Source organism: Rhodococcus sp. 21391, assembly GCF_016772255.1.
Classification (GTDB): Bacteria; Actinomycetota; Actinomycetes; order Mycobacteriales; family Mycobacteriaceae; genus Rhodococcus_F; species Rhodococcus_F opacus.
The window spans coordinates 7,058,207-7,071,192 of record NZ_CP063781.1 but is presented as its reverse complement, the minus strand read 5'-3'; the positions used below and the strand labels follow the sequence as shown (position 1 = coordinate 7,071,192).

General features: G+C 65.5%; 12 protein-coding genes. 10 read left to right on the top strand and 2 right to left on the bottom strand.

All coding sequences use genetic code 11. The features are described from left to right. Positions 1-107: 107 nt before the first annotated feature. On the bottom strand, positions 108-893 hold the full coding sequence (gene surE, locus GO592_RS32755) for a 5'/3'-nucleotidase SurE (RefSeq protein ID WP_172652006.1): 786 nt from the start codon (positions 891-893) through the stop codon (positions 108-110). 393 nt (positions 894-1,286) lie between these two features. On the opposite strand from surE, the gene GO592_RS32750 reads away from it, so the two are divergent. The 4 genes from GO592_RS32750 to GO592_RS32735 all read left to right on the top strand — a co-directional run bounded on the left by GO592_RS32750 (position 1,287) and on the right by GO592_RS32735 (position 6,422). After that, positions 1,287-3,029 carry a PEP-utilizing enzyme gene (locus tag GO592_RS32750; RefSeq protein ID WP_172652007.1) on the top strand — a complete coding sequence of 581 codons (1,743 nt, stop codon included), beginning with the start codon at positions 1,287-1,289 and terminating at the stop codon, positions 3,027-3,029. A 280-nt stretch (positions 3,030-3,309) separates the two neighbouring features. Beyond that, the gene (locus GO592_RS32745) at positions 3,310-4,353 is read left to right on the top strand and encodes a porin PorA family protein (protein WP_202715051.1); all 1,044 of its coding nucleotides are present in this window, start codon (positions 3,310-3,312) and stop codon (positions 4,351-4,353) included. Positions 4,354-4,426: 73 nt separating this feature from the next. Then, positions 4,427-5,512, top strand: coding sequence for a phosphotransferase (locus GO592_RS32740; protein WP_172652009.1), 1,086 nt, complete (start codon positions 4,427-4,429; stop codon positions 5,510-5,512). Next, positions 5,505-6,422 (top strand): TIGR03857 family LLM class F420-dependent oxidoreductase, encoded by a 918-nt coding sequence (locus GO592_RS32735; protein WP_202715050.1) that lies wholly within the window; start codon positions 5,505-5,507, stop codon positions 6,420-6,422. Before GO592_RS32740 ends, GO592_RS32735 begins: the two co-directional genes overlap by 8 nt. Here GO592_RS32735 and GO592_RS32730 read toward each other — a convergent pair. After that, entirely contained in the window at positions 6,388-7,839 is a 1,452-nt protein-coding gene (locus GO592_RS32730) for an NF041680 family putative transposase (RefSeq protein ID WP_237737149.1), read from the bottom strand. The genes GO592_RS32735 and GO592_RS32730 overlap by 35 nt on opposite strands. A 418-nt stretch (positions 7,840-8,257) precedes the next feature. Here GO592_RS32730 and GO592_RS32725 point away from each other — a divergent pair, with 418 nt between their 5' ends. From GO592_RS32725 to GO592_RS32700, 6 genes are all read left to right on the top strand, one after another. Further along, complete coding sequence (locus GO592_RS32725) at positions 8,258-9,373, top strand: CaiB/BaiF CoA transferase family protein (RefSeq protein WP_007297144.1); 1,116 nt, start codon at positions 8,258-8,260, stop codon at positions 9,371-9,373. A 671-nt stretch (positions 9,374-10,044) separates the two neighbouring features. Next, positions 10,045-10,416, top strand: a complete 372-nt coding sequence (locus tag GO592_RS32720; protein ID WP_237720399.1) for a hypothetical protein — start codon at positions 10,045-10,047, stop codon at positions 10,414-10,416. Then, positions 10,344-10,697 (top strand): helix-turn-helix domain-containing protein, encoded by a 354-nt coding sequence (locus GO592_RS32715; RefSeq protein WP_007297141.1) that lies wholly within the window; start codon positions 10,344-10,346, stop codon positions 10,695-10,697. The genes GO592_RS32720 and GO592_RS32715 overlap by 73 nt, the downstream gene beginning before the upstream one ends. Before the next feature lie 323 nt (positions 10,698-11,020). Next, the gene (locus tag GO592_RS32710) at positions 11,021-11,536 is read left to right on the top strand and encodes an antibiotic biosynthesis monooxygenase family protein (RefSeq protein WP_202715049.1); all 516 of its coding nucleotides are present in this window, start codon (positions 11,021-11,023) and stop codon (positions 11,534-11,536) included. A 64-nt stretch (positions 11,537-11,600) separates the two neighbouring features. Further along, complete coding sequence (locus GO592_RS32705) at positions 11,601-12,434, top strand: cupin domain-containing protein (protein ID WP_172652011.1); 834 nt, start codon at positions 11,601-11,603, stop codon at positions 12,432-12,434. Between the two features lie 175 nt (positions 12,435-12,609). Continuing rightward, positions 12,610-12,924: a DUF3263 domain-containing protein gene (locus GO592_RS32700; RefSeq protein WP_172652012.1), complete on the top strand. Its 315-nt coding sequence runs from the start codon at positions 12,610-12,612 to the stop codon at positions 12,922-12,924. The last annotated feature ends 62 nt before the right edge of the window (positions 12,925-12,986 follow it).

Below are 12,986 nucleotides of genomic sequence, written 5' to 3'. Positions count from 1 at the left end.
GACCGGCCCGACCTTTTCGCGTGCCCGGCGAACGGTCTTGCTCGAGAAAAGAATTCGGCGGTGTTCGTCCGGCCGACGGGCCGGACGAACACCGCCGGAATCAGTGTCTAGGACTCGGTGACCGCCGGAAGGGGCAAGCATGCCTCGAGGTGGGCGGCGACGTCGGAGCCTTCGGAGTTGGCAACCACGGCCGAGATCGCACTGATCGAGACATAGCCGTCACGCACGAGAGCAGAGTCGGTTCCGGTACCGAGGCGTTCGGTATTGACGAAGCGCAGCAGCCGCACCACCTCCGGGGTCTTGTCGAAGGTCAAGCCGAGCAGTCCGCGCGGTGCCAGTGGCGCCATCCGCACGCCCTTGACGTCGCTGATGTCCAGGTCGGGCACGTTGATGTTGAGCACCGCCCGCCGGGCACTGTGGGCGAGCATCCACTCCGCTGCCGACACCGCGATCCGGCTGGCGGTGTCGAAGCGGTGCTCGGGCGGAAACCCGCAGCTGACCGCGAGACCGCGGACACCGAGGGTCGAGGCGGTCAGCGCAGCCGCCACCGTGCTCGAGTTCAAGATCATCCGGCCGGTGTTGGGCCCCGGGTTGATGCCACTGACGACCAGGTCCGGCGGAGCGCCGAAGACGCCGGCGCAGGCCGCGAACACGGCAAACGCGGGCGGGGAGTCGAAACTGATCGCCTGCACTCCCGGCAGATGTGCGAACCGGCGTTCCTCGTACGCGATCTCCGCCGCGTGCTCGAGGGTGCCCAGCGACGAGCCACTGCCGCTGCGTTCGTCGCGTGGTGCGGCGATGGTGATCTCGTAACCCTCATCTGCCAGGGCAGTGGCCACCGCATGCAGGCCGGGGGCATCGATGCCGTCGTCGTTGGTGATCAAAATGCGCATGTGAGCGCTCTCCTTCCACGCCGACCTCCACAAACAGACGCCAGCTCAACCTCGTATCCAAGGATTGTGACTTAGGGTTCACACTTTTGTCTACCGTTGACTCCGTCGAAGAATTGTGAAATGCGGGACTGATACCCCTCTCGCCATCCCGATCAGAGGAGGTCACATCTGTAGGTCCCGCGCATTTCCCGGTCACGCAGCAGAAAGTGAGGGCGTGGGAAGCTTCGCGAGTTTGGCCCACCGAACGACACGAAGGTTCGCGGGAGGGTTGACAGAGTGACGCCACTCACATAAGAATGTGAATTCACAGTCGCTAATACGAGTGGTGACGTGCACATCGTTCCGGCAAGAGACCGGAAAACCCCACACTTTCTGTCTGGAAGAAGGCATCACATGGCTGAGTGGCCCATCAACGACACTGTGTCGAAGGTGTTTCCTCTGTACTCCCGCGCGAACGTCGGCGAGATCTTCCCCGATCCGATCAGCCCGCTGAACGCGTCGGCAGGGTTCCAGCACAATCTCGAACCGGGTTGGCGGGACGCCTTCGTCGCATGCAAGGTCTGGGATCACGACCTCTACGACGTGAATGTCGAGAAGAACATCCTCCCGGCCTTCGGCAGCTACCTGTACATCAACATGTCGCTGATGCGGCTGTTCGGCGTCCGCGTGCCGGGAATGTCACCGGAGGCGGTCGATCTGCAGTACTTCGGCGACATGCCAGGCATTCCCAGCTATGAGAGCGAGAAGCGCGACTTCGACGAGAACCCCGAGTTCGAGGCCCGCGCCGGGGCCTGGCTGGTCGAGGAGGTCATCGGCGCCACCGGCTTGCCCGAGTTCGACGCCGACCGCCAGGACGTGCTGCGCATCCGCGCCGACCGGCCCGACATGACGACGTTGACCGATCAGCAGCTGCGCGAACGCATCACCTCCTTCGACTACATCCTGCGGCCGCTGTTCAAGCATCACATCGAAGCCAGCCTCAAGTCCGGAGTCGGCCTGGGTGCGGTCGCGCAGATCGCCGCCGCCGTCGGGCGCCCCGAGCTCGCCTTGACACTGGTCGGTGGCATCGGCGACGTCGACTCCACCGGGCCGTCCAAGCGGATGTGGACTCTCAGCCGCGCCGCCCAGGACCCGGCTGTAGCGGCCGCGTTCGACGAAGGCGTCGCCGGCCTCTACGCCCGTCTCGCGGCGAGCACCGAGCCCACCGTCGTTCAGTTCCGCGCCGATCTCGACGCCTTCCTGTCGGACTGGGACTTCCGCGGCCCGGCCGAATGGGAAATCCGCGCGCAGACGTGGGGTGTGAAACCGGAACTGGCACTGGGCACCATCGACCGGATGCGGCAAGTCGGTGAAAATGAGGCGCCGGAAGGCAAGGGCACCATCCGCAGCGAGGAACGCGAAGCCGCAGCTGCTGTGGTCCGCGAACTCCTCGCCGGCGATCCCGAGACCTCCGCCCAGTTCGAGGCCACTCTCTCCGCCGCCGCACTGTGGCTGCGCGGCCGCGAACGCGCCCGCACCACCGCGGCCATGGTGATCCACGAAATTCGCCTTCCCGCACTCGAACTCGGTCGTCGCGGGGTCGAGGCGGGAGCGCTCGACAGTATCGAGCAGATCTTCATGCTCTTCGCCGATGAACTCGACAACTATCTCGCGAACCCGGCGGCATTCACCGACTCTCTGCGGGATCGGGAGAAGAGCTACATCAGCCTCTTCGACGTCAAGCCGCCGTTCGTGGTGTCCGAGGAGGTGCCGCCGCTCGAAAGCTGGGAGCTGCGCAGCGACACCGCCGGTGCCATGCTGACCGCGGGCGAGTCGATCGCCGGTGTGTCCGGCTGCACCGGTACCGCCCGGGGCATCGCACGGGTGCTGACCACCCCGGACGACCCGTCGGCGCTCGAGCCGGGCGAGATCCTCGTCGCCCCGATCACCGACCCGTCCTGGACACCGCTGTTCGTCGCCGCCTCCGCGGTGGTCGTCAACGTCGGAGCTCCGTTCTCGCACGCGGCCATCGTCAGCCGCGAGATCGGTATCCCGTGCATCGTCTCGGCGACCGATGCGACCAAGCGGATTCCCAACGGAGCCGTGGTCGAGGTCGACGGCACCACCGGCACCGTCACCGTGATCGAGACCCCCTGAGCTAGTTCCTGCAGTACACCGGGAGCCGGGTGGTTCCGCGACGGCGAAAGCCCGCGGAACCACCCCGGCCCGACCACTTGTGCCCCTCTGGCGGCGCACCCCTGCATTATCCGGTCCCGCGCACCGCGGTCAACCTTCTCGTGCCACCTGCGGTTTTCGTCCACGCGCCCGCACTGCCGTGGCGCAGGCCCGCACCTCCGGTACGGGCGGGTCCCTTACTCCGCACCCCGTGTCTGTTCCGACATTTCCGTGACACCCAACCTTGGCAAGGAGTTCTCCCGTGCCGATTCGGCGTTCCTCGAAAATCCTCTTCGTAGTCGGCGTGCTACTCGTCGCGGCCGCGGCCGCGATCCGCTTCCTGCTCGTCCCCAGCGCCACGAAACTGCCCACCGACCTCGACAGCACCGCTCAGTACACCGGCACCGCCGACCTGCTCAACGCACAGGCGTTGGAGAGCGGTGACATCGCCAACGCCGTCGCCCGCGACGTGCCCGTCACGATCAATCGCCACATCTACGTCTCGAGCAGCACCGGCGACACCGCCGTCACACACGACGACACCACCTTGAACACCCCGAGCGGGGCCATCCCCAACAATCACACCTACGCCCTCGACCGCACCACCCTCGACCGTGCACCGGCCCCGTCCGGCGAAGCCGTCGAAGACCACTCCGGTCTGACGATCTCCTTGCCCCTGCACCCCGCGGCCTCCTCCGACTACCAGTTTTACGACACCGCCACCCGCACCACCGTCCCGGTGACCTACGTCGACAGCGGTACGGTCTCCGGACGCGACGTGCACAACTACACCGTCGACGCCCAGGGCCCGCTCGCCGACCCCACCGTGGCCGCCAGCCTGCCACCGGCACTGCCGAAGTCGTTGCTGACCAGCATTCTGCCGCTGTTGCCGGCGAACACCGCCGCCGAGATCGGTGGCGCCCTGGACACGCTGGCCGACCTGGTACCGCTGAACTACACCGCCGAGACCGCCATCACCCTCGCCGCCGACACCGTCACCGGTGCACCCCTCGACGCCACCCTGAACCAGAAGGTCATCGCCAACCTCGACCTCAGCGGACGCACTGTCAGCGTGATGCCCGTGCTCGCCATCGACACCGAACTGACCGACGCCTCCGTCGCCGCCGGCGCCGCAGCCGCCGCCAAGGCCAGCTCCCAGCTGACGATGATCGGCACCTACGCGCCGCTGGCGTTGCTCCTACTGGGTGCAGTGTGCATCGTGCTGGCCTGGATCCGCCGCCACCCCAAGCGGACGCCCGTTGCCAGTTCCCGACTCGACGAAGACGAAGTGGCACCGCTCGGCTGAGCACAATTCCGCGGTAGGGCGCGTCGCGGCATCCGTCCGACGCGCCCCACCGCCCTTGTTCGGAAAGGCCATCATGCACGCCAACGACCTCACCGCAGCGTGGGTGCAAGCCCGGCTACACGCAGCGAACCAACTGCCCACCGGCACCTCCATCACCGCGATCGACGTCCACCCGGTGGGCACCGGGCAGGTTGCCGACAGCTACCGGATCAGCCCGACCTATACCGACGCCGGGGGAGGGCCGTCGAGCATCGTCGCCAAGGTCACCGCGGACGGCCCGCAAAGCCGCGCCGCCGGCCGCAGCGAATTGAACTACGTGCGCGAAGTCCGCTTCTACCAAGACATCGCCGACAAACTCCAGGTCCGGGTGCCGCACTGCTATCACGCGGAAATCGATTCGAACAACACCGAGTTCGTCCTGCTCCTGGAAGATCTTGCCCCCGCTCACCAAGGCGACCAACTCGCCGGCGTCACCGTCGAGCAAACACATCTGGCCGTGCAGCAGGCGGCGCGTATCCACGCCGCCTACTGGGGCTCGGACCAGCTCCGCGGCCTGCCCTGGCTGGACATCTCCCAGACCTACTGGGCACGGTTCGCAGACGAGATGCCCACCTGGTTCGCCGGATTCGCCGAACGGTACCGCCAGCACCTGCACCCGGACGACATCGCGCTCGGCACCGCCTTCGCCGCACACATGGACCGCTACTACGCCCGCCTGACCGCCATGCCCTTCACCGTGCAACACGGCGACTACCGACCCGACAACGTCCTCTTCGACGCCCGCGGCGGAACCGTGCCGCTAGCCGTACTCGACTGGCAGACCATCATCCTCGGGCCCGGTGTCGTCGACGTGGCCTACTTCGTCGGCGGCGCCCTCGATCCGCAGACCCGCCGCGAACACGAGATGCCCCTGCTGCGTGCCTATCACAGCGAACTGACCGACCTGGGCGTCGACTACCCGTTCGACCAGCTGGTCGCGGACTACACCGTCGCCACCTTCCAGAACTTCGTCATCGGTGTCGCGGCCGCAATGCTGGTCGAACGCACCGATCGCGGTGACGAGCTGTTCGTCTCCATGGTGACCAGATCACTCCAGCACGCACGCGACTGCAACGCCGCCGGCGAACTGAACCTCGACCCCACCCACGCCGATGTCTGACCCCCGCACGGCACCAGGACTCGACCAACTTGGCTTCTACACTCTCGGCGGGCATGTCGAAAACCCACGGCAGATGCTCACCGAACTCGCCCAGGCCGAAGACCTCGGACTCGGTCAGGCCTTCCTGTCCGAACGCCTCAACGTGAAAGAGGCCTGCGCATTGTCCGGGGCCGCCGGTGCGGTAACCGAATCGATCGGGATCACCACCGCCGCCACCAACCACAACACCCGGCATCCCGCAATCACCGCGGCCTTCGCCACTACGATGCATCGTCTCACCGGCGGCCGGTTCACACTCGGGCTCGGCCGCGGGTTGCGCCCCCAACTCGCCGGCCTCGGCCTGCCGCCGGTGACCACCGTGCAACTCGAGGCTTTCGCCACACTCATGCGTCGACTCTGGCGAGGCGAAACGATCCGCGACTACGACGGCGCGTTGGGGAAACTCCCGAAAATCACCCTCAACGAGGACTTCGACGAGCACATCCCGCTCGGCATCACCGCCTTCGGGCCTTCCACCCTGGCACTGGCCGGCAGGGCATTCGACGTAGTCGTTTTGCACACGTTCTTCAGCGACGACACCGTCCGCCGATGCGTCGAGACTGTGCGGACAGCAGCCGAGCAGTCCGGCCGCGATCCTGCCGGAATCAAGATCTGGTCCTGCTACGCCACGGTCACCACCGATCTGGACGAGGAAACGGTCCTGCACAAAACAGTCGGCCGAATGGCCACCTATCTGCAGGTCTACGGTGACCTGATGGTGCGGACCAACAACTGGGACACCGCCGACCTCGACCGGTTCCGCAACGCCGACGTCGTCCGCGGACTCGGGCGATGGGCCGATGAACTGCGTGACATCGACACCCTGAGCTTGTTATTTAACCTGGTTGGGTTTCACTTTTTGGCTCCGTGATGTCGATTTTCGTGCGTTTCCCGACGTGATGGTGCTGGGCGGGGCGACGGTTCCTCGAGCCGGGTGGGCGTCCGGGACCGGGTCGACTGGGTTTCGGTGCACTGGCAGGATTGGGCATGGTCGCGCGGATGCGCGGAAACCCTCGACGGACGCGGGCCGGCGTCAACCGTCGCGGTGGGGCGGGTCGTTCCCACGGACGGCGTAGGTCTTCGGCGAGCGGCCGGGCGAGCCGGAGTTGGGTGTGCGCAACCAGGACGATCCAGGTCCATCGGTCGGCCGCCTCGGGGTTGCGGATCTTCGGGGCGGTCCAGCCCAACGTCTGCTTGAACAACCGGAACGTGTGCTCGATATCGAAGCGCCGCAGAAACATCTGCCACAATCGGTCGATATCGGCGGTGCCCGCACCCGGATGTGAGCACCAGAGCCACACCGGTTTGGGATGCCGGTCGCCGGGCAGGTGATCGACCGTCAGCCGGATCACCGTGCCTTCGACGATCGGCGGCGGTCCCGGGTGGTCGGCCCACGATCCACGGTGAGTGATCCTCGGGTGCAACCGATTCCAAGCCGCAGTGACGGCTGTTCCGTAGCGGTCGGTGTCGGTATCGGTGTTGCTGTCGGGTTCGGGCCAGGTCTGGGGGTCGGCGAATTTGAATTCGGCACCGTGCCGGGGTGGGCGCCCGGTTCGACCCGGCGGCGGCGCGGGGAAGTGCAGCACCCGATCCGAACGCATCCGACCCAACACCTGAACCGGTAGATCGGCGAGTAGGAACGCCATCCGTGCCAGTTCGTACCCGGCATCGAAGACGAGCACGATGTCCGGGTCGCCGTCTCTCCAGTGCCCGGCCGATTGCAATCGCCCGACTACTTCACGGACTTGTGCCGTGGTGACCGTAGTTTCGTCGTCGTCGGGCCGCAGGCGCACCGCATCGAGTACCGCCGTCCACGACGTGCGGCCCACCTCCAACGCGGCGACGAAGGAATACGGCCACCCGGGGATCAACTGTGCTTGATTCTTACCGCGACCGTAGACGTGACAGAACGCTCGCTGGGAGCTGGTTGGCGCATCCGGGCGCAGCCACGGGCTGATATCGATGGCCAGGACGATCCGGCCATCGCTGCTTCGCGGCAGGGGAAGTGCTCCGACTGCGCGTCGCAGTCGACCGATATCTACTCGGCCGCAGTTTAATCCGTCGTACAAGGCGCCGTGACCGCGCCTATGCTCAGGGGTCAGCGACAAGTCGACCAGTGTGGTGACCGGGTCCCCGGAACACAGCAGCGCATCGGTCAGCTCGAACACCGCATCGCTGCGCGCCGACAAACACCGGTAGAACTCTTCGCGGAACGACACCAGCTCGACCCCGTCATCCGCGCACGACCCTTCCCCGACCACCTGCGTGTAGGGCACACTGACACTCACGGCCACCGCTTGCCTTTGTCTCGAAAGTTCTGTGAGAGGAACCTCAAGATGATCAGGCGGTGGTCGCCCCATGCCGCGGCGACACGCCGAACAACATCATCACCAACTGCCCCACGCGATGGCCGAGGTTAAACGACAAGCTGAGGGCGCTCAAGAAAGCTATTCCCCGTTCGTGGTTGGACTGCGCGGCAGTCGGGACCGCCGCCGAATGTGCCCGCAAGGTACGAGGCCAATTCGATCTCGGTGTCGACGGCGTCATCATGCACGGCGCAACTCCCCTCGAGCTCACTCCGATCGTTCACAGCTATCGCGAGCAATTCTCAAGTCCCACACCAGCGATCGAATCTGTCTGAATCGCTCACGTTCGACGAGGGTCGGCGGGCACGCCGACCCTCGCGTCATGGAAGGTTACTAGCCAATGCCCGGTCCACTCCATGGTCTCAAGGTTCTCGAACTCGCGGGCATCGGTCCCGGCCCGCACGCCGCGATGATCCTCGGTGATCTCGGCGCCGACGTTGTACGGGTCGAACGTCCCCACGGTGGGCTCGACGTGACCAACGGGCGCGCCGACCACATGCTGCGCAACCGGCGGTCCGTCGGCGCCGACCTGAAAACGAAGGAGGGCCGGGCCCGGGTGCTCGCGCTCGCGTCGGTCGCCGACGTGCTGATCGAAGGCTTCCGCCCCGGGACAACGGAGCGGCTCGGCCTGGGCCCGGATGACTGCGCGGAGGTCAACCCCGCCCTCATCTACGCACGCATGACCGGGTGGGGGCAAGACGGTCCGCTGAGCCCACGGGCCGGGCACGACATCAACTACATTTCCCTCACCGGGGCTCTGCATGCGATCGGTGACCGTGATGGCAAACCGGTGCCACCGTTGAACCTTGTGGGAGACTTCGGCGGAGGATCGATGTTCCTCCTTGTCGGCATTCTGTCCGCCCTCTTCGAAAGGCAACGCTCCGGCAAGGGACAGGTCGTCGACGCCGCGATGGTGGACGGGGCGAGCGTGCTCATGCAGATGATGTGGGCTATGCGCGGCGCGGATGCGTGGACCGGCGAACGGGGCGCGAATCTCCTCGACGGCGGGGCCCCCTTTTACGACACCTACCGCTGTGCCGATGACCGGTGGATTGCCTTGGGAGCGATCGAGCCCCAGTTCTACGCGCAACTTCTGCACGGTCTCGGCATCCCGCCCGCGGATCTGCCCGATCAGAACGACCGCGACCAGTGGCCGCTACTGCGGAAACTGTTCACCGACACGATCGCCGCACACAGTCGCGATCACTGGGCGACCGTGTTCGCCGACACCGACGCATGTGTGACGCCGGTCCTTACGCTCGATGAGGTTGCGGCCGGTGACCATCTGGCCCACCGTGGCACGATTATCGAGATCGACGAGGTTCCGCAGCCGGCACCTGCTCCCAGGTTCTCCCGAACTCCCGCCGCGACCCCGACAGGGCCCCGACAGATGGTAACTGATACCGAGGATGTACTTGACGACTGGATCGGGACCCGGTCGCGGAGCTCCCGGTAGACCGGCGCTTCCGTCCGGGCGCCGATGTGCATTCGCTATTAGCCTCATGGCAGGGACGAGACCACTGCCGGACCGGCGCAGAATTACCAGGTCAGAACCTGTTTCGTTCGCTCGGCTCGGCCGCCCATGTACTGCGTATCGCAGATGTCATCGCATTACTCAATTCACCAGGACTGCAGGTGAATACCCTCGGAGACGGCGGCGGAGGAGCGTTACCACGAGTGGGCGTATTCGCAGGCCATGCGAATAACCAACTTACAGACAGTGCGTGTCTGCCAAATATGCTGGCAGACAAAGATTTCCATTTATCCGATAAGTATGAAAATGGTCGTGATCGCTGCGAGGCGCCGCATCAAGGATCAGCCCTTCGCGGACACGTCTGCGCTTCTATCGATTCTGTCGGTACGAATGCGCCCGCGCCGGTCACGATGGATCGTCGGGTACCGCCCACAGGCCGGAGCCGGACCGTCGGCTGGTGTCGGGGATCAGTGCCCGGAGCCGGGCGGCGTCTTCGCGGAGTGTCTTCTGCAGGTGGGGTCGGACGTCTTCGGTGACGTCTGGTGGTAGTGGGCAGCCTTGGCGTACGAGGGCGGCGGTGTTCTCGATGAGCCGCTGTCGGTCTGGTCGACCGGGGGAGTGGATATCTTGCTCAGGACGGCCGCGACTGCGTCGTGTCCGGCGGTGATTTCGCGGTCTACGACACCTCGCGGCCCTTCACCTGGGCGATGTCGGGGGATTGGCGACTGCGGGTGTACACGTGGCCGCGTGAGAGCATCGCGGTCGGCGCGGCGGAGTTGCAGCAGCTGACAGCCACCCCGGTGCGCACGAGTGCCGGTGTCGGGTTCTTCCTGTCGCCGATGCTCGACCGCCTGACGCAGTCCGCCGCGGGCATGTCCGGGGAGGGGGCAGTCCGCCTGGCATGTGAGGTCGCCGAACTGACCGTCACCGCGGCGGGTGAGGCGAGCGGGCGGTGGAGCGCGGCGGTGAGCGGCTGCGGGAGATCCAGGCCTTCATCGAGGCGCACCTCACGGAGCCGGCTCTGACCCATGACCGCATTGCACAGGAGTTCTTCATTTCGCCCCGGACGCTGCATCGACTCTTCGCGCAGGGCGGGTACACGGTGTCCGCCTGGATCAAGAATCGACGGCTGGAAGCGTCCCGGCGAGCACTCGGTTCCCCGGCATCACGGAACCTGGCCATCAACGAGATCGGGTCCCGGTTCGGTTTCTCGACACCCGCCTACTTCAGCCGGGAGTTCACCGCGCGATACGGGGTAAGCCCGCGCCGGTACCGCCTGGAGAGCGGCTGGACCCGCCCGGACTGACGGCGCTCGCTCATCCGGCAGGAATCACCGTTCGTTGGCCGCTGGGGATGCCCTCCCTCAGCTGTTCATACAGGCGGCGATACCCGGGCGCGGGTGAATCCGGCCCATCTGGGGTGTTACTGACAGATGACATACCGGTACCTCTAACTGCCTCGGAATTGGATCTGTTGGACCGGTCGGATCAGGTCAATTATAGGAACCACACACAGATCAGTGTGAACGCAGTCACAGAGCGACATCGGTGCGCGTGCTGGAGTCGACGCCCACTTCCCCGGGCGCCCCGAGAGCGCACTGTTTCGAGACGAGGAAGGTTTGACCCCATCATGGCTATCTACCTGAGCATGCAGCGCGTGCGGTTCTCCAGCCCGGACGCGTACGAGAAGTTCAAGGTGGTCTTCGCCGACACCCGGCACCACCTGATGAAGCTGCCCGGCTTCTTGCACCTGACCTGGTGGGAGCACCCCGACGACCGGATGTGGTTCAACGAATGCAGCTTCTGGGCGAACAAGGAAGCGCTCTACGACTGGCACACCGACACCTATCACAAGCACGCCAAGGCATGGGCGGCGAACGGCGCCATCATGGAGGACATCATCACCAACTTCGAGTTGGTGGGAACCCGCCTGCTGCGAATCTGTCCGTGCTGCAACGAACTTCAGGACAAACCGTACGACCTCGGGCAGGAGCAGGCGGTGCTGCGTGAGCAGTGCCCGAACTGCGGATTCCACTTCCCGTACATGACCGAGCAGGAATCGAGCTTCGGGGTCTTCAAGGACCTGGCCCCAGGTCCGGTCTCCACCAACGGCAAGGAGCCGGCCGCCGCGCAGGCGAACGCCTGATCCCCGCCGCTTCGATGTTTCACCCCACCGAGCCCACTGGGGCACCCACTGAAAGGGAAATGAAATGACCACATCACTCGTCCGGAAGATCGAGTTCGGAAGCCGGAGCACCAACCCGGACCAGTGGACCCCGTTCGAGTGGGTCGAGCCCAAGCTCGGCCCCCAGGTCAAGGGCGAGGTCGTCATCATCCGGACCGGCAGCACCTCCGGCGCCCAGCAGGCCGGCCTGTGGCGCACCGGGGTCGGCATCGCCGGTTGCGAAGCGGACGGATCCTGTCACGTCGACTACTCGGCCCCCGACGCCGACGAGACCGTGGTGATCCTCGAGGGCGAGGCCCTCGTGACGGTCAACGCCACCGGCAAGCAGTACAAGCTCGAGCCCGGAACGATCATGAGCCACCCGAAGGGACTCGAGATCACCTGGGAAATCAAGGCCCCGTTCCTGAAGAAGTTCTGGGTGCTGTGGGACAGCCCCCAGGCGGCCACCAAGGGCGACGACCTCTACGTCGGCAACATCAGCGACAACCCCGAGTCGTGGGAGCCCTACGAGTGGGTCGAGCCCGGGCACGGCTCGCAGGTCTGCGGTGAACTCTTCGCGCTGCGGTCCACCGGTTCGACCGGCACCCTGATGTGCGGCCTGTGGCGTACCGGCGTCGGGATCGCCGGCTGCGAACCCGACGGCTCGTCGACCGTCCCGTACACGGCACCGATCGGCGACGAGACCATGCTGCTGCTCGAAGGGCAGGCGCACCTGGTCAACGAGGAAACCGGTGAGGAGTATGACTTCAAGGCCGGCGACATCATTGCGTTGCCGTCGGGGCTGAACGTTACCTGGACCTCGAAGGCCCCGTTCGTGAAGAAGTTCTGGGTCATCACCAACGAGAACCTGCCAGCGTGAACACAGCTCGGCAATAGCAGTGCCCGGACAGCCACCGGCACGGTGATCGCGCGCTGATCTGAGAGAACAGCATGAGACAGGGCCGTCGCCGCCCGTTCGGCGGCTGCACACCGCGACGGGTAGGTGCCGCGGATACTGCGTCCGCAGCATCTACCCGTTGACGTAAGGAGAGTCGATGAGTGAGCCAGGAACTGCCAGAACTCTACTCCCGGAACGCTGGTCCCGGACCGCCGTCACATTACCGGCGAACCGGAACCTTCCGGACGACGATCAGGCGATGCTCGCTCTGGCCATCGAATGGATTCCCCGCGGTGGACCCAAAGAGGAAGATATCCGGGCGCGATTCGGGTTCGGCCCCATGCCATTCTGGCATCGGATCTGCTACCTGCTCACCCGTCCGAACTGGCTGCAACTACTCAATACCGCCACCATCACCGAACTCCAAGCCCAGGCCATGACCCAGTTCAATCCCCCGAGACGCGTGACGTGACTCGGACTCCTCTGGCATCTGAGGTCGAATCGAGTTCACACTGTGCGGAAGAGCCGTGGGTT